Genomic DNA, 16,416 nt, shown 5'->3' with positions numbered 1-16,416 from the left:
ACATAACCAAATTTGCACAAGTAACTTTGCCGATCATGGTTCCAATAATATGGCGATGCTCTACCTTCGTCAGGTAATTTGATCAATGCTGAACTAAGCTTCTATCTATCTTTTTCTAATTTATCTTTAGTTCAAATAAAGACTCCAAAAATGCACGACTCGAGAACGTTAAACTTGTGAATTCATCAATGTGGTGACAACTTATGAAAAAACTAATCTCTACACTCGGCCTCCTATGCATCGTTATCTCCGCTCAATCTTTAGCGGAAACGGGCTACACGTTAGACCCCAATTTATCGAATATTACGTTCGCAACTATCAAGAAGCAGTTTGTTGTTGAGCCCGCATCCATCAAGCCTTTATCTGGTGGTCTTACCGAAGAGGGTCAATTTTCCATATTGTTGGACGTGAAAAGTGTGAGTACTGGCGTCGCTATTCGCGATCAGAGGCTCAATGAGCTCTACTTTGAATCGATGACTTTCCCTGAAGTAAAAATCTCTGGAAAAGTTGAACCGTCAATGTTGTCTGGTGACCCAAAAAGAACAACCATTGCAGCGGAGGTTACCTTGCACGGCGTAACAAAAACGATTGATTTTCCCGTTTTAATCGTTCCTTCAGAAGAGTTAGTGATGGTCAGTTCAGCCTCGACAATCATCGTCAATGGCGCTGATTTTGGAATATCGACAGACAACTTGAACAAGCTATCAGCTACCGTTGGTGGGTTAGCGATTTCCGACAAAATCCCTTTAAGCTTCAATCTGCTCTTCGATAAATAATGGGTTCACACCTACCCAGTTAGATCTTTCTTAATTCACATTCATCTATCGTTTAAGGTGGGTGAATGTGAGTTAGAGCCGGCAAGTCAGTACACAGATCTAGATAAACAAATCACTCATGTTCAATTAAGTCGGTCGGTCGTCCAACTTTAGTCTAACAATTGATCACTCAAATCTGCGGTGATTAAAACAATCGCTTATTGCCTTATCCTCGGCAGAACAACACATCCACCTAAGTGTTTAAACACACTCGCTATTTACCTATCTCAAACCGGTTTTAGATGAGCAAATTATATGACTAACCGCCTAGTGATATTGATGGCAAATGATGTCAGTATGCAAAACTAAACAAAGATCTTGTCCTAGTGCTAGAACATCTAGCTGAACCTAAAAAGAGCCCTTTTCATGCTGAATAAACACATCGTTAATCGAGACAGCTTGGCTGGAATGGGGGCGACTCTAATAGGCAACGGGATCGGTAGGTTTGCCTATATAGCATTAATGCCGGCTCTCATTCAAAGTGGTTGGTTTAGCGAAAGTGATGCATCTTACCTTGGTGTCGCGACCCTTCTTGGATACATATTGGGTGCACCTGCTGCCAACATACTGTTGCGTTACTTTAGTGCTGGGCAGTTAATTCGATTCGCTATGTTGATAAGCAGTTTTAGTTACTTAGGCTGTGCGCTACAAGAAGCGCCCTTAACATGGTTCTATGTTTGGCGAACTTTGGCTGGAATTGCGGGTGCCTTATTAATGGTTGTCGCCCCACCAGTGATTGTCCGAAAGTTTAATCCCGATGTGAAGGCGCGTGTCAGCGGAGTAATATTTTCAGGCATTGGACTTGGTGCTATGTTATCAGGCACATTAATCCCAGTACTGATCTATTTTAGTGTGGTGTCGGCTTGGGTTGGCATGGGAGTCATCGCATTAGTCACAACGATACTGACTTGGAATGCATGGCAAACCCAATCTAACACGTCTAAAGCGCCTTATATAAAATCGTCCTTCTCTCAGCTCTCAAAGCCAAAACTAATCAGCGTTGCGCTTATTCTGGCAGCGTATACCTTCGACGCTATTGGCTACTTACCCCATACCTTGTTTTGGGTGGATTACATCGTGCGCGAACTGGGTATGTCGTTCAGCAGCGGTGGTTTATTCTGGGCAACCTTTGGTATTGGCGCCGCTATTGGACCATTGATTACCGGTGTCTTGGGAGACAAGTTAGGGCTTAAAAAATCCCTCGGCATTGCATTTAGCCTCAAGGCTTTAGGCGTCGCATTACCGCTTGTTAGTACACATCCTATCGCGCTGTTAATTTCTTCATTACTGGTTGGTATTTTCACGCCGGGAACGGTAACACTTGTGTCGACTTATACGTTGGAGATTGTAGGCTATGAACTGCATACCAAAGCGTGGGCAGGAATGACACTCTCTTTTGCTGTATCACAAGGTGTGGTTGGGCTTTTGATGGCGTACTACTTAAATCATATGGCTTCATACGACGTGTTGTTCACCGTTAGTACTGCTGCTTTGATGCTGTCTGCGGTGTGTACCTTAATGACTGTAACTCACTCTAAGCCTGAACACTTGACCTAGATCTAAGCTAGCTTCCTCAGTTCATCTGACGAATACAATAAAGGATTATCATGCAACTCTACTTAAATGAAACCTCCCCGTTTTCACGCGTGGTCGCAGCAACTGCGCTTCTATCACGCTGCTCTCCTTTGTCTTTTGTTTGGGTTGATCCATGGAGCTCCCCGGCCAATCTAAAAAGCGTCAATCCGTTTTGTTTAATTCCAGCACTCAAACTTGAAGACGAAACAGCACTGACGGAAAGCTTTTGCATTTGCCAATACCTAATTGAAACGTACCAACCTCAAACGCTACGTCAGGTAACGTTAAGTCGTGCCAATGAAATGCAAACGTTAGGAACAGCAAAGACGTTAATGGAGATCGCGTTTAGAACCGCGGCATTGATTCGCTATGCAGACAGTGACAATGCGCTTATCCATAGAGGGCAAGAGGGTATGGTTTCCGCCCTAGAGCAACTTGACCAAGAGATAAAAGAACAAGGACTAGAATCCCTTTTGAGCGACAACTTGGCCACCTTGTATCTCCATGTCGCTTTAGATTACGTCCAGTTTCGACATACTGAATTGTTTCATGAAGTGGACAGCCGCAACATCATCGATTTTTTACGCCTTTCTCCGTTCGCAGACGTACTGACACTTATAAGCATTGAGAGTTTGGCAAACAAGCCTGACTATGAAACGTTGCTTGATTCGTTAAGTCGAGATACCTAAGAGCATCCAGAACTAGAATACGTAAAGTCTTGAATTCAACGTGAGACAGGCTCAGAGATGTCGTTGATGTCACATGTCGTTACACAGCATGACGTGTTAAGGCTTTACATCTTGGGCGAGGTAAACAACAATCCCTGAGAATAAATCCATAACATAATGTATTTAGAAATTATGAGTAACACAGAAAACAAAAAATCGAACCCTCTTTTCGAAATCGTTTTTAACGTATTTCTTCCGTCATTCATCTTAATGAAGTTCAGTGGAGAGGAGCACCTAGGAACCGGTCTAGCACTGCTTGTCGCCCTTGCTTTCCCTATCGCTTACGGTGGTATGGAGCTAATCCGCAACAAGAAGTTTAACTTCATCGCTGCGCTTGGCTTCGTCAGCGTGCTATTAACGGGTGGCATTGGTTTCTTCGAACTAGATACTCGTTGGTTAGCACTAAAAGAAGCATTAATACCTGGCCTAATTGGTTTAGCGGTCCTTGGCTCGACCTTCACTCGCTACCCGTTTATCCAAAAAGTTATCTTTACGCCAGCTCTGTTAAACATCTCTCTTATTGAAGAGCGTTTAAGACAGTTCGGTAACCAAGCAAAGTTTGATCGTTGTCTAATGACATCGAACTACATGTTCGCAAGTACCTTCGCTTTCTCTTCTGCGATGAACTATTTCCTAGCAACTTGGATTGTGACAAGCCCTGCTGGTACTGCAGCCTTTAATGAAGAACTTGGTAAACTGACACTTTACAGCTACCCAGCCATAGCTATCCCTAGCATGCTGATGATGTTAGGCATTTTCTATTACATTTGGCGCCAAGTTCGTGCTATGACGTCACTAGAAACAGAGAAAATCTTTATTACTAAGTAGATCTTACCGAACTAACTTAGTGTCTCGTCTTAAAATAGAAACACACACCAAAAGCTCAGCACATTCGCTGGGCTTTTTTGTTTCTGTTCTCTCATTTATCCGACAAGTGATATGCTGAATTATGATCAGCTTTCTCAAAAAATGAGAGATTACTTTCACCTTTCTCATACTAGCTTGATAGCTAGCATTTAAATTACCAATAGCTAAAGAACTGCATTCGGTTATACTGAAAGATGATTTAACGCTCAATCTTGTTGATTACTTTACAAAACCCTGCCTAGGTGTTAACACTATTTCAGCCCTTATTGCTAAGATAGAACAAGCTTGGCCTTAAAGTTAAGCGCCAGTCGTACTCAATAAGGAATATAGAATATGAACAAATCTCAGTTGGTTGAACACATCGCAACTTCAGCAGACATCTCAAAAGATCAAGCAGGTTCAGCGTTAAACGCACTTGTTGAAGGTATCTCTAATACATTGGCTAAGGGTGATGATGTTGCCATCCTTGGTTTCGGTAGTTTCAAAGTTAATTCTCGTGCTGCTCGCACTGGTCGTAACCCACGAACCGGAGAAGAGATTCAAATCTCAGCATCAAAAACGCCTGCGTTTAAAGCAGGTAAAGCACTAAAAGAGTCATGTAACGCTTAGAGTAAATACGATCTCAAAGCAGAATCCAAGGAAGATTACTATGTCTATAACCAAAGAAAAAGTTAAAGCTAGCCGCAGTAAAAAAGCAGGCAAGTCAACCAAAGCACAAGCCGAAACGCCCAAAACTCGTCAACGCATTGAAGAGCTTATGGAAGAGCGTGAACTGGCAAAACTGTTAGAGTTATAGTTTGTTATTCTTCTAATGCCACTGCAGCCTTGTAGTGGCATTTTTGATTTAAGAAACAGCGCTTCACTAATACAAGTGCTTATACCGATTAACCCTTTCAAGCGACCTCTTTCTGCAATTCAGTCACTCCATTAATACGTTGATGCAATCTGGTATCGATAGTCAACGAGATTAAAAAGCTCAGCAATGCAATAATAGCTCCTGTAACAAACACCCATTGATAGCCAGACATCCACACCACTCCCAATAAGAATGGCAGAAATACTGCCGCGATATGATTGATAGTAAACGAAAGACTCGCCGTGGACGCCACTTCGTTTGACCGGACGGTTTTCTTAAAATAAGTAGTCAACGCTATCGCAAAACTGAAAATGATGCTGTCGACAACGTATAGCCCACCTGCCAGATAATGATTCTCAACAAAAGCATACGATAAGAACACCAATATCAACACCGCATACTCAATCAGTAGAGATCTCTTTTCTCCTACTCGGTCAATAAAACGACCCACCACAGGTAATGCAACAGTGGCGGACAAGCTAGATAACATAAATAGAGCGGCCATCATTGCGATCGTGTAATGGAATTTGGTGACCATGAGTAAACCTGAAAACACGACAAAGATCTGTCTTCTTGCCCCGCTTAGAAAGGTCAACATGTAATATGTGGTGTATTCACGACGTACAATAAGCTTGGTGTGCTGTCGTTCACCGCAGCTAGCATTTTTGAATGTGAGTAGATAAAAAGCTAACCAGAAGCACGCCGTGCCACTAGCAAAAAATATAGCCTTATCTGATACACCAAATACATAATTGGCGACAATAATACATATGAAAGTCACCATGGAGAAAAAGGATGCCGCGGCTCGAATCCTCCCCATGGATTCACTAAAGTTTTCCGTACCTAGAAGTTGTGTAGACAGAGATCTATTCACTGCTTCTAGATAATGAAAACCAACAGACATCAGGGTTGTGCTGAAATAGAAGCCATAGATTGAGGGTAAGTAACCCGTTATGGCAACGCCTAATCCCAGCGCGGCGACAGAGAGCACCGCAACTTGTTGTTCAGAAATAATAAGTAATAGAAACAGCACTGTAAATGAGAGTAAACCAGGGATCTCCCTTACACTCTGAAGCAGACCAACATCCGCTCCTGTCATTCCCACGGTATCGACAGCGAAATTGTTCATGACAACTCGCCACCCCGTATTCGCTATCACGGAGGCAATAGCGATGATCACTAACATCGAAAATGAACTTCTCGATGTTAACAAGCGTACCCAACCAATCATTTATACCACCGATTCCATCGGCTTCGCCTTAAACGACCGTAGCTGCGCGGTGATATGCTTCCTGCCATGTTTAATTCCTCAAAAGTATCTTTACTCCGAAAAATCAGTCATATGAAACTCAGCTTCGGAATTAGGAAGCATACTACTCGCCAGTCAATTGTTACACGATCGTTTTGTAAATGTTACTTTTTGCATTTATCAATCCGCGTTAAGCGTAAAAGCCGCCCAAAATTTGAACGTTAAGTAACTGACTTAATTACATTGTCATACATACCCATACATACCCAAATCGCATTTTTCACTATCATCATTTTCATTGTTAGTTATGAGAGTCTGGGAAATGTTCGCAACACTAATGTGTTGGTGCAGCGTTTCTTTTTTGAGGTGATTATGAATGTCGTTCGCATGGGAATAGAAGCCAATACCCATAAAAACAAGGGCAAGTACAAGGCGATAATTAAGTTTACTATTCGAGCCCTGTTTTACTATTCAGCCACTAGAAAAATGAGTGAAAATTTCAACTCTGAAGAGAGAAAGCTGTTATTTATCAAACAGCCTAACTTCTTATCCAAATTTGTAACTCCCTACTTATGTACTGGCTTTAGCAATAAAGAAAAGATAGAAATCTTATCCAAGCACTACGACTGGTTTGAAGAAACCTTCGCAACAGAAGCTAGACACCAAATCTATAATGAAAGACTCAATCTTTTAAAACTAGAGATAGATGACAACGTTTATCTGGTTAATCTCAGCTTTGAACGAAACGCGAGAAAAGAAGGTGAACTGACAATTTCATTGACCAATTCTCTACTCGAAAAAATGTATAGCATCTCGTTCACTGTTTTCGACAACAGCATCTACATCGGTGGTATTCAGGGTGGAGCCAATGACAATGGATTTAGCCGTACATTCACAAAAGCTTTCTACGGTTTAAGACCTAAATCCTTCATGGTCGAAACACTACGACTGTTAGCCATTAGCTTAGGTATCGAAAATATCTATGCGGTAAAAGAATCTGGCCATGTGTCGAACTCATTACGCTACGGCAAGAAAAACAAAGACATCAGCCTTAAGTACGATAGTTTATGGGAAGAGCACGATGGACAGGTACACGATGACTATTTTTATCGTCTACCGATCAACCCAAACAGGAAAGACCTTGAGGCTCTGAAACGCCAAAAACGTAAGTTATATCGTGAGCGGTATGCGTGGCTAGATCAGTATGAAGAAGAGCTAAAGAACAAAATGAGCCACAACATTCAAGTTCAGTTTAGCTAACAACTGCCTTCTAAATAGGTACTACTTTCTGGCGCTCGCTCTTTATTTTGTTACAAACACAAGGCCTCATAATACGGGGCCTTAGAATCGAGAAGCAGCTCTGCACTTACCTTTCTGATTTCACTCAAATTTCCCTTTCAACTTGAGTCATTCTTTTTCTTACTCATACGAATCAATAAAGGCTCGGAGCGCTTGCTGGTCGACAATTTCCAACCCTTGGTCTCCTTTTCTAATGAAACCTTTGTCTAATAGGTCTTTAACCGCTCTTCGATACACCCTGCTCGATGTACCAAATCGTTCCGCTTCTTGATTCACTTTATCGAAACCGCCTAACACGGTATTTGTCTGGCTTTGAACCAATAAGTCGTAGGCAATGTTGTAGGTAATTGAGTGTAGAAGACGGTTAGTGTAAATGCCCATAGAGTCTTGATAATCTTCCGCTAATGCAGAGGCAAAGAAGAACATCATCTCCGGATTTTCATGTAGTGCTTCTGCTAGTTTCTGAATGCAAATGACATCAACTTGCATGTGTTCGTCAGCCACTACGTTCCACTGACAAGGTGTCTGAGTGAAAAACTCCATCTCACCGAAGATATGGTAATCGCAATTCACCTCACCCAATTGAAAGCGTCGCCCATTAGCCGCAGAAATACTCATAGAGACTCTCCCAGCGGGCACTACATAAAGATACTGAAGTTGCTCACCTTGACGCAGAATTTCATCATTTTGATTGAAGTAACGAGAGTTAACTTGGTGTTGGTAGATGAGATCTCTAAATTCAGAGCTTTTTTGTTCTAAGTAGTTTTTAAAGCGTCCGCTTGAGTATGGTGCAATCTTCATACTTACTCTCTCATTGCATTACTGCTGTTTATATTCAAACGATTGTAACCACTTAAACCACAGGAGAGAACCCAATAAAAAAGCGACGGTCTCCCATCGCTTTCGTCTTGCATTTATTGAGGCTCTTATTGAGTAATTAATGCTTCCAGTGCCGCTAATGATGCTAGCCGCTCTCCTTGCATCATTGCCTCTGCCTCATCGACATATTGCCCAACGCCCTCCTTTACATCTTGTTCGTACAAGACAACATTGTTCAAGATAGAAGCTACGTTAAGCCCTCTCAAGCGCCCCACGGTAAACAGCGCGGATGTTTCCATGTCTGCACCTAAAATGCCCTTACCATTCCAGTACTGACAAAGCGCCTGTTCGTCATCGGTATAAAAACTGTCGTGTGAGCGTACCGTGCCCAAATAGTAAGGTGTTGTTTGCTGCTGCAAGAACTTGTCTAGCTCTTTAAGCAGAGAGAAGCTTGCATAAGCGGGATACGACGGCTTAACGTAAGCGGTAGAACCACCCTCATCGCGAACCGCACCCTCTGCAATAATTAGCTCACCAAGCCCAATCTGTGACTGCATCGCACCTGCAGACCCTACTCGAACGATATGAGTGACACCACAAAACTTAAGTTCTTCTACGGCAATGATCATTGAAGGTGCGCCGATCCCCGTACTACAAACTGATATCGCTTTCCCTTGATAAGTTCCAGTGAAGATTCGATACTCTCGATTCTCAGAAACCATCTCTGCATCTTCTAGCAAGCTCGCGATTCGATTCGCTCTATCAGGCTCACCACAAACAATGACTAACGGAGCAATTTGCGTTTCATCAACGCCAATATGAGGTTGCTTTGCCATCTTCACTCCTAAGAAGCCGTTGCTTGAGTTAACGATTTATCACTGTTTCGTTTAGCTGTGCGTGCCCACTCGCGAGTACCGTTTGCCGCAATAAACATTAAGATTGCATATTGAACAGACATTGCGTACACGCCCTGCGTCGCATAAATACCAACACTGATAATGTTAATCACAATCCAAAGTATCCAGTTTTCAACATACTTACGTGTCATAAGAACTTGAGCAACAATAGATAGAATGGTCATCGTTGCATCCCAGAATGGGAACGCATCAGGTTCAAGTACTGGTTCCGTTAAATCAGCACCAAATAGATTCAGGCTATCAACCGCGATGTTCGCCAACGCAAAGAAGAATGGGTCGATATACATTGTGAGCAGTGCAATCGAAACCGCACACGCTGCAGCTGTTGCCACCAGCTTATTTTGACTCAACCAGCGAACTTCTAACGTTTCACCTTGCTCATTAGGGCGTGTCCATGCGTACCAACCGTAAATATTGGCGCAGAAGAAAAAGAGTTGAAGAAGTAACAATCCGTATAACTGAATTTGGAAAAAGATAACCGCAAATAAGGTGACATTCAGTAATCCGAACAGGTAGTTAATGGTTTTTTCTTGGCTTGCAAACCAAATACACAACAGGCCAAATACAGTGCCAAAAGCTTCAATCCAGCTCATGGCATAGCCATCCCCTATTGGGATGTTGACTAAGGTATTATTGATATCAAGTAGGGCGAATAGGTCCATAAAAGTGTCCTTTATTATTTGTTTTTTAGTAGCACTTATCTTATTGCGCCTTCAGAAACAAATAGGAGGACATTTGTCCCCCCTAGATTGCATGCGATCATAAATCAGAATAATAATTGGCGAAATTGAAATTCATCGTAATAAGTTCAACTGTTCCTCACACATTCAATCCTTTGCGTATATCTCCATTAATGAAAAGAACCACTTCCAAAAACGAAACTTTAGCTTACTGGTTTTAGGCGGATATCGCGTTGACGGGCGCGTTTGAGAAGCGCATTCTTTAATTTCGAACAGAACAAGTTTTAACCTCACGAGAGTGTGATTAACTCATGCTTTGTTCTGTGTAACGCATCTAATTGAATGGCAGGTCACATGAATAAAATTGTTATGTTAGTAATGGGGCTACTTTTTACCAGTCGATTGTTCGCCAGTATTGTGCCGCATGTTAGCCAGCTTGAGCATGATGCACCTATCCTCATCCGTTCGGCATTGATTGTGGGTGTTGCGGCTTACGCCGTCTGGACTGCATTCAAATACTTCAAAAAGAACAAAGCTTCTAGTTCAGAACCACTTTAGGAATCAGCATTAGAAATATTTGAGAGTCAGCAGCTAAAATCGGTTACTTATCCGCAAAGTAATCGACCAAGATTTTACGCCACTTTCGCGACTCACGAATTTTCAAAAGAGCACGATTAATCTCTTCTTCATACACGTTGTTTTCAGTGATAATAAAGCCATAATTCTGCTTTTCTAGCTGATATGGCAACACCTCTAGATCATCAAACTGCCCGCTTATTCTGCCATTACCGATCATATATTTGAGCACCACATCATCAGCGACAATCGCTTCCACTTCGCCTTCCTCTAAAGCCGCCAACAGTCTTGGCATATCGATATAACTCTTGTGTCGAATACCAAAACTGGTGAGCATCAAAGAAGACGTCGTCGCGACTTTTGCCCCTACTTCAACATCCGCAAGATCATTCACGCCTTTAATATGTGAAGAGCCTTGGCTGAGCGTAAGCTTGCTGGCTAATACCGCAGTAATACTGGCGATAAACAGCATACTCAGCACACCAATGAACACCGTAGCAATTCGTCCGGTTAAGCTCTTAAACTCAAAATAATTGAATGGGCCTCGAGTGATAAAAAGCAAACCCAATATGAAACTTTCTAACCAACGGCCCGTTCGGCTTTTCATCGAATAGAGCTTTTCATTTTCACCGTGTTCCAATACGTAAAAAAAGGCACCAATCACACCAGAGATAAAGACGATAACGCCAATGATCAGCCACAATGCAGGGTTTAAGAAAATGGCGTGTAAGGTATGAAGGTAACCTTGCTTTTTCACTGCAATAGCAAGATGAGTTTCGTAAAAGGAATGGGAAAAGTCAGCGAACAACTCGCGTTCTGGGGTTATTGAAATACAGGATACACCAATGTCGATTTGCTCTGTTTCAATGGAATTGAGTAGATCATCTAAGCGGTAATTCTCTACCGTAAACTCTACGTTCATTTCCTTCGCTATCAGCTCCCACAGCTCGATGCTTAAACCGTTCCATTCATTTTCCATAGAACTAATCACAAAAGGAGGACAAGGATAAACACCGACTTTAAGCGGAGAAGCCGACGAAAAAGTGCTAAACAAAGTTAAAAGAAAAATGACTAAAGCTACACAAGATTGAAGTGCCGATTTGAAACAACTTGGCATTGGCAAACCCTCAAGAAAGAGGCAGCGATGAATTGAATCGAGTAGAAGAGCTCGTTCTAATAAACAGAGTTAAGCACGCTCAGGAGCTTAGAAAGTTGATAGTAAATTCAATACTGCCCTAGTTTTTTCGTTAGTAACTTAACTATAGAAAACCTCTATTTATTGTGCAAAAGAATGGGTTCAATAAAGCGACTCTTACCGAACTTAGATTCATTGATTAAAGCGACGACATAAACTGGCTTTTTGCCGATGAACATAACTTCCCGCATTGAGTTATTTGGCTTTCTAAGAAGTAAATGTTACGTCTGCTTTTGACCCATTGAGCGCGGATCTCTAGCTCTTGGCCAATCAAAATTGGATGATGAAAACGAGACGTTAAGCTAACCGTCATGGCAGTGATATTATTTTGGAACAAGCAATGCAGCATGGTGGTATCGTGTAACGCGGTAACAATGCCGCCCTGCATAATGCCATCGTAGCCCTCAGCTTTATCTGTTGGTACAATCTTGGCCCTGGTTTTATATTTAGCTAAAGTCTCATGCTTAACTAAAGCCTCGTGCTCACCAATAGCTTCAAATATTATTGGATTGTCTGAAAAAAAACCTTGGCTGCACACTTGGCAACGCCGATGGTTGTGTGGAATGAAAACCTTCATACTTACCTTTTAACCTTAAATACCTAGAGATTGATATGGCTCGACCAAAAAAACATCGCCAGTTATGCACCCGAGCGGCTTACTCTTGCTTTAAGCCTAATGGCGTTCCTATGGACGAGCTTCATAAAGAAGAATTGCTATTAGAAGAGTTAGAAGCCTTACGCTTGGCTGATCAAGAAGGATTGAGCCAACTTGAAGCCGCTGAACAAATGCAGGTGTCTCGCCAAACGTTCGGCAACATCATCAAGCGTGCACGAGCCAAAGTCGCCAAGTGCATCGTCAACGGTCACGCGTTGGTGATTCAAAGCGCTTAACTCGCGAACTAGCCCAACGTTAGTTAGCTCAACGACAGTGAATTCTCGATACTTAGCTTGATGGCTCAGAGATCTGATACAGCTTTCGACTCTGCCCTTCACACACATCTTTGCAATTGCATTCACGCTCAATATCTAACTGCGCAAGCCCTCCACAGCTGCCTTTGATTGGCTTGCGAGAAAAAATCACACCTATCGCCATCAACGCGACGATTCCGACAAACCCCAATAGCGTCAACATAAAGGTCATTTTCGGAACCCTCGAATACCCCCTAAGTGATTCGGCTGTGCCATAAGAATCGCGGAGTCTTTCTTGCGCCCTTCCTCACCGCAGCCTTTCTTACTACTCCCTTTATTACTGCACTCTCTCTGACTGTGCCCTTTTTTACTGTGACAAACGTTGCGAGGTTCGCGACCGTAATCGAGATCGGTCACTTCCCGTAGATTGTCGAAATCCAAAGTCCCGATTTCTGCCTTACCTGTTGATGCCAAGACTCTAATGTCGTGGTTGAACAAGTGCGCTAGCATCTTCTTCCCTATGTGACGGACGACTACAGATTTCACATCGTAAGAACGGAGGACAGAGATCCATTGCTTCTTTTTATTGCAAGCGGTGTCGGACTCAACCAAAGGAACAATCTGCTTTATTTGTCGTTGTTCATCGACAATCGCAATCTGTGGGGAACGAGCAAAATGGTTGCCTACATGAAGGTCGCGACAAGGTACTGCGTATAACATAGTAACTTCCTGTTATTGATGATCAGAAGTTCAGCATACGCCCCATTATTGGCATATGCCAATAACTATCATGTGAAAAATAAGATTTACTGGATCGACAGGTAAGATCAAAAGCTACAAGCTACAAGCAGCCAATAGGGTTGGCGCAGGTTACTGTACCTCCCGAACCTGTTCATGAAGAGCCTCCCTTCCCCAAAAACAAGAATGCCCCACTAGTGCGGGGCATTCTTTGTGCGTAAAAGTTGAAATTTCAAAGACAGAAGTGACGATATAAATCGTTGTTACAACGAAAGAGTAAAAGTACTTCCCACACCCAGTTCAGATTCAACGACTAACGTTCCTTCTAGATTCTCGACCATGGCAAGCGCTAAAGATAACCCAAGACCATACCCCTCGATATTGCTGCGGCTGCTGTCGACTCGGTAAAGTCGTTCGAAAATCAAATCCTGATATTTCTGTTCAATACCAACACCAGTGTCCTGGATGGTTATCGCGATCTTACCCTCTGAACTTTGCTCGGCTTTGACCGTCACTCTTCCTTCGGGCTCGGTGTACTTAATCGCGTTATCAACAAGGTTAACCAACACCTGAGTCAATTTGTCAGGATCTGACTGAATAACAAGAGCATCAGCGCTCTCAACCTCAAGCTCAACTTGTTTATCTTCTGCGACATCTTCATACCAGCTCACCACATTGGCAATCACATCAGAGACCTGAGTCGGCACTTTCTGTGGTATGCGCTTTCCGGTCAGCTCGTCGTTCAACTTCATCAAGGCGGTTAACATATTGCTTGCCTGCATGGCGTGTTCAGAACAATCTGCCAATGCGTCTTTCATCGCTTGTTGGTCGGCGTTATTGAGCAATGCCGTTTGGGAAGCTAACGTAATACGCGACAAAGGAGTTCGAATATCATGAGCGATCGCATCGACGGTCGTATTCAAGGTTGTCGTCACGTGCTGTAACTTGGCAACCGCAGTATGGACACTAGAGCTGATCACGTTGAGCCCTTGCGGTAAATCAGGTTCGGCTTCATTTTTAGTGCTAGGAAATTCTAACTGCCCTTTTTTCAGCTTATCGAGCAGGTCGCCAAAGGTCACTAACGGAGACATGGCACTCTGGATGATGTTACGAGTGAATACTGCGGTCACGGACACGAGAGCAAGCAACGCATATAAGGTCATTAGCCATTGATTGTAGGCGATAAAGTCTCTTGCTCGGTTATCCAAAACCAACCAGAAATCATACTGCTCCCCTTCAATAGGCAACGACATATAGGGACTCAAGATGAAGCTCTCTAACCATGAACGATTCTCATCAATTTGATAGCTAGAAAAAGACTGTTCTGTCGATAAATGTTGAACACCAGCGATAAACACACCATCAGATGAAGCGCCCTTCTCAAGCTTATACGCCGCAATGTTGTTTTCGAGTAACCGGTGAGGATTCGCCTCTAAAACATGAATCAATCGCTCACTCGAATCGTAAGTCAAAATACGCTGATACTCGGTCGACATAGACGTAAGGATCTTCTTTTCCGTTTGGTAAAGGTCGAAAAAGAAGATAGCCCCAACAATCAGTTCCACCAGCAGCAAGCAGAGCAGTAAGGTCGACATAAAGCGAACCAACAAATGTCTCTGTGTTTTAGCGAGCGCCTGTTCAATACTACGACTTGAGGACATAGCCAACACCTCGAAGTGTGTGAATTAATGGCTTAGAAAAACCCTTATCAACTTTGCTGCGAAGCCTACAAACCAAAACATCGACCACGTTGGTTTGCGGATCAAACTGATGCCCCCAAACATGCTCAAGAATCGCGGTTTTCGACATCACAGCCTCTCGGTTTTCGAGCAGTAATTTCATCAACATAAACTCGCGCTGATTAATGGTGATCGTTTGTTGATCTCTTTGTAGAGTGTGTTTAAGTAGGTCTAGGCTAAGCGGGCCGTAATGCAATTCTAATGGCTGAGGTGTCGGTTGCTTGCCTCGACGCACCAAGGTTTGGCAACGGGCCAATAACTCAGGAAACGCAAAAGGTTTTACCAAATAATCATCAGCACCTGACTGTAGCCCTTGCACTCGTTCTTCCACTGAGTGTTTGGCACTTAATATGATGACGGGCGTCGCGTAGCCTTGCCCTCTGAGTTCAGCCAACACTTCAAACCCATCTTTCTTTGGCAACATGATATCGAGGATGATCACGTCATACTCTGCGGTTACGGCCTCGTGTAATCCATCAACACCATCTGTTGCGTGCGTCACCGTTATCCCTTCTTGCTGAAAACCATTCACCAAAAATCTCGCGATATGAATGTCATCTTCAATCAATAGTATTTTCATCAACGTCCGTTTATTTATTTGCCGTGGTCTGAATACACTCTATCAATATCCTTTCTCGAATATAACCAACATTGCAACTTTGTAATGTTCAAGAAAGCCAGTCGTAATCATGCATTCGTTAGTATGAACCTGTTGATTAAAAACACCCTTTCTAAACAAACAAAAAATAGAATTCGGAATTTGAAAACGAATATTTTTTGAAAACAGATGCTTTTTGAAAACAGATGCTTTAACGGAGTAAACATGAAAACGACAAAACTAACAGTACTAGCAGCAACCCTTGGTTTCCTTAGCCTTTCTCACAATGCAATGGCAGCAGAAACACAAACGGTCTCTTTCACTCAAATCTCATCAGAAGCGGCCTTCAAGCTTGCCCATGAAGCCGTTAATCAATGCGAAGCCGATGGCTACAAGGTTTCTGCGACTGTTGTCGACTTGTCGGGCAATGTGATTGCTCAACTACGTTCTGATGGCGCTGGCATCCACACTCTTGATAGCTCACGCAAAAAAGCGTTCACAGTGGCAAGCATGAAGCAGCCATCAGGTAACCTGATGAAACTCATCGCCGACAAACCTATCATGCAACCCTTGCAGAATATGGACGACAACTTGTTGTTCCTAGCGGGTGGTGTTCCGGTACAACTGAACAATGCCATGATTGGCGCGATTGGTGTGGGTGGCGCTCCGGGTGGCCATTTAGATGTCGCTTGTGCTGAAAAAGCGATTAAGAAGTTCTTCTAAAAGTCCGTTTACCAACAAACACTGACTGATCTAGAAAAGCGGCTTAGTACCCTCCATGCCCAATCAAAAAATGCCTCGCACTTGCGGGGCATTGCTGCAAATTAAAGCAGTTGCGAATAAAAGCAACTCCGAA

At 43.0% G+C, this 16,416-nt stretch carries 20 protein-coding genes; 10 read left to right on the top strand and 10 right to left on the bottom strand.

Features of this window, described 5'->3' with window-relative positions; genetic code table 11:
* Nucleotides 1-203 precede the first annotated feature (203 nt).
* The 6 genes from AC3CIA_RS06840 to AC3CIA_RS06815 all read left to right on the top strand — a co-directional run bounded on the left by AC3CIA_RS06840 (nucleotide 204) and on the right by AC3CIA_RS06815 (nucleotide 4,781).
* Complete coding sequence (locus AC3CIA_RS06840; RefSeq protein ID WP_065205406.1) at nucleotides 204-776, top strand: YceI family protein; 573 nt, start codon at nucleotides 204-206, stop codon at nucleotides 774-776.
* 405 nt (nucleotides 777-1,181) lie between these two features.
* Entirely contained in the window at nucleotides 1,182-2,372 is a 1,191-nt protein-coding gene (locus tag AC3CIA_RS06835) for a YbfB/YjiJ family MFS transporter (RefSeq protein WP_065205407.1), read from the top strand.
* Nucleotides 2,373-2,422: 50 nt separating this feature from the next.
* Nucleotides 2,423-3,079 carry a glutathione S-transferase family protein gene (locus AC3CIA_RS06830; protein ID WP_488518749.1) on the top strand — a complete coding sequence of 219 codons (657 nt, stop codon included), beginning with the start codon at nucleotides 2,423-2,425 and terminating at the stop codon, nucleotides 3,077-3,079.
* Between the two features lie 171 nt (nucleotides 3,080-3,250).
* Nucleotides 3,251-3,946: a VC0807 family protein gene (locus AC3CIA_RS06825; protein WP_017075154.1), complete on the top strand. Its 696-nt coding sequence runs from the start codon at nucleotides 3,251-3,253 to the stop codon at nucleotides 3,944-3,946.
* Nucleotides 3,947-4,318: 372 nt separating this feature from the next.
* Nucleotides 4,319-4,594 carry an HU family DNA-binding protein gene (locus AC3CIA_RS06820; RefSeq protein ID WP_004734824.1) on the top strand — a complete coding sequence of 92 codons (276 nt, stop codon included), beginning with the start codon at nucleotides 4,319-4,321 and terminating at the stop codon, nucleotides 4,592-4,594.
* A 40-nt stretch (nucleotides 4,595-4,634) separates the two neighbouring features.
* The gene (locus tag AC3CIA_RS06815; protein WP_004734823.1) at nucleotides 4,635-4,781 is read left to right on the top strand and encodes a hypothetical protein; all 147 of its coding nucleotides are present in this window, start codon (nucleotides 4,635-4,637) and stop codon (nucleotides 4,779-4,781) included.
* A gap of 97 nt (nucleotides 4,782-4,878) precedes the next feature.
* Here AC3CIA_RS06815 and AC3CIA_RS06810 read toward each other — a convergent pair whose 3' ends face one another.
* Nucleotides 4,879-6,027, bottom strand: a complete 1,149-nt coding sequence (locus AC3CIA_RS06810) for an MFS transporter (protein ID WP_488518880.1) — start codon at nucleotides 6,025-6,027, stop codon at nucleotides 4,879-4,881.
* Between the two features lie 435 nt (nucleotides 6,028-6,462).
* Here AC3CIA_RS06810 and AC3CIA_RS06805 point away from each other — a divergent pair, with 435 nt between their 5' ends.
* Nucleotides 6,463-7,350 carry a VirK/YbjX family protein gene (locus AC3CIA_RS06805; protein WP_081008967.1) on the top strand — a complete coding sequence of 296 codons (888 nt, stop codon included), beginning with the start codon at nucleotides 6,463-6,465 and terminating at the stop codon, nucleotides 7,348-7,350.
* 159 nt (nucleotides 7,351-7,509) lie between these two features.
* Here the strand turns inward: AC3CIA_RS06805 and AC3CIA_RS06800 are convergent, their stop codons facing one another.
* From AC3CIA_RS06800 to pnuC, 3 genes are all read right to left on the bottom strand, one after another.
* The gene (locus AC3CIA_RS06800) at nucleotides 7,510-8,190 is read right to left on the bottom strand and encodes a Crp/Fnr family transcriptional regulator (protein ID WP_004734820.1); all 681 of its coding nucleotides are present in this window, start codon (nucleotides 8,188-8,190) and stop codon (nucleotides 7,510-7,512) included.
* Between the two features lie 125 nt (nucleotides 8,191-8,315).
* Nucleotides 8,316-9,044 (bottom strand): nucleoside phosphorylase, encoded by a 729-nt coding sequence (locus tag AC3CIA_RS06795; RefSeq protein WP_146454737.1) that lies wholly within the window; start codon nucleotides 9,042-9,044, stop codon nucleotides 8,316-8,318.
* Nucleotides 9,045-9,052: 8 nt separating this feature from the next.
* A complete protein-coding gene (gene pnuC / locus AC3CIA_RS06790) occupies nucleotides 9,053-9,787 on the bottom strand; it encodes a nicotinamide riboside transporter PnuC (protein WP_054546503.1) in 735 nt (244 codons plus the stop codon).
* A gap of 372 nt (nucleotides 9,788-10,159) precedes the next feature.
* Between pnuC and AC3CIA_RS06785 the strand changes: the two genes are divergently transcribed.
* Complete coding sequence (locus tag AC3CIA_RS06785; RefSeq protein ID WP_102576647.1) at nucleotides 10,160-10,363, top strand: hypothetical protein; 204 nt, start codon at nucleotides 10,160-10,162, stop codon at nucleotides 10,361-10,363.
* A gap of 43 nt (nucleotides 10,364-10,406) precedes the next feature.
* Here AC3CIA_RS06785 and AC3CIA_RS06780 read toward each other — a convergent pair whose 3' ends face one another.
* Both AC3CIA_RS06780 and AC3CIA_RS06775 read right to left on the bottom strand, forming a co-directional pair.
* A complete protein-coding gene (locus AC3CIA_RS06780) occupies nucleotides 10,407-11,498 on the bottom strand; it encodes a transporter substrate-binding domain-containing protein (protein ID WP_488518748.1) in 1,092 nt (363 codons plus the stop codon).
* 217 nt (nucleotides 11,499-11,715) lie between these two features.
* The gene (locus tag AC3CIA_RS06775) at nucleotides 11,716-12,153 is read right to left on the bottom strand and encodes a PaaI family thioesterase (RefSeq protein ID WP_171307680.1); all 438 of its coding nucleotides are present in this window, start codon (nucleotides 12,151-12,153) and stop codon (nucleotides 11,716-11,718) included.
* Between the two features lie 35 nt (nucleotides 12,154-12,188).
* Here AC3CIA_RS06775 and AC3CIA_RS06770 point away from each other — a divergent pair, with 35 nt between their 5' ends.
* Nucleotides 12,189-12,467, top strand: a complete 279-nt coding sequence (locus AC3CIA_RS06770; RefSeq protein ID WP_004734814.1) for a DUF134 domain-containing protein — start codon at nucleotides 12,189-12,191, stop codon at nucleotides 12,465-12,467.
* 52 nt (nucleotides 12,468-12,519) lie between these two features.
* Here the strand turns inward: AC3CIA_RS06770 and nqrM are convergent, their stop codons facing one another.
* From nqrM to AC3CIA_RS06750, 4 genes are all read right to left on the bottom strand, one after another.
* Nucleotides 12,520-12,717 (bottom strand): (Na+)-NQR maturation NqrM, encoded by a 198-nt coding sequence (gene nqrM / locus AC3CIA_RS06765; RefSeq protein WP_114633350.1) that lies wholly within the window; start codon nucleotides 12,715-12,717, stop codon nucleotides 12,520-12,522.
* Nucleotides 12,714-13,205: a NifB/NifX family molybdenum-iron cluster-binding protein gene (locus tag AC3CIA_RS06760; RefSeq protein ID WP_114633349.1), complete on the bottom strand. Its 492-nt coding sequence runs from the start codon at nucleotides 13,203-13,205 to the stop codon at nucleotides 12,714-12,716. The genes nqrM and AC3CIA_RS06760 overlap by 4 nt, the downstream gene beginning before the upstream one ends.
* A 281-nt stretch (nucleotides 13,206-13,486) precedes the next feature.
* Entirely contained in the window at nucleotides 13,487-14,884 is a 1,398-nt protein-coding gene (locus AC3CIA_RS06755) for a sensor histidine kinase (RefSeq protein WP_237299318.1), read from the bottom strand.
* A complete protein-coding gene (locus tag AC3CIA_RS06750) occupies nucleotides 14,868-15,542 on the bottom strand; it encodes a response regulator (protein WP_017077938.1) in 675 nt (224 codons plus the stop codon). The genes AC3CIA_RS06755 and AC3CIA_RS06750 overlap by 17 nt, the downstream gene beginning before the upstream one ends.
* A 243-nt stretch (nucleotides 15,543-15,785) precedes the next feature.
* Between AC3CIA_RS06750 and AC3CIA_RS06745 the strand changes: the two genes are divergently transcribed.
* Nucleotides 15,786-16,283, top strand: a complete 498-nt coding sequence (locus tag AC3CIA_RS06745; protein WP_009846975.1) for a GlcG/HbpS family heme-binding protein — start codon at nucleotides 15,786-15,788, stop codon at nucleotides 16,281-16,283.
* Nucleotides 16,284-16,416: the final 133 nt, after the last annotated feature.

This window comes from Vibrio sp. QJM3NY_27, assembly GCF_057785955.1.
The sequence above is the reverse complement of the archived record's forward strand: the minus strand, read 5'-3'. Positions and strand labels throughout refer to the sequence as shown.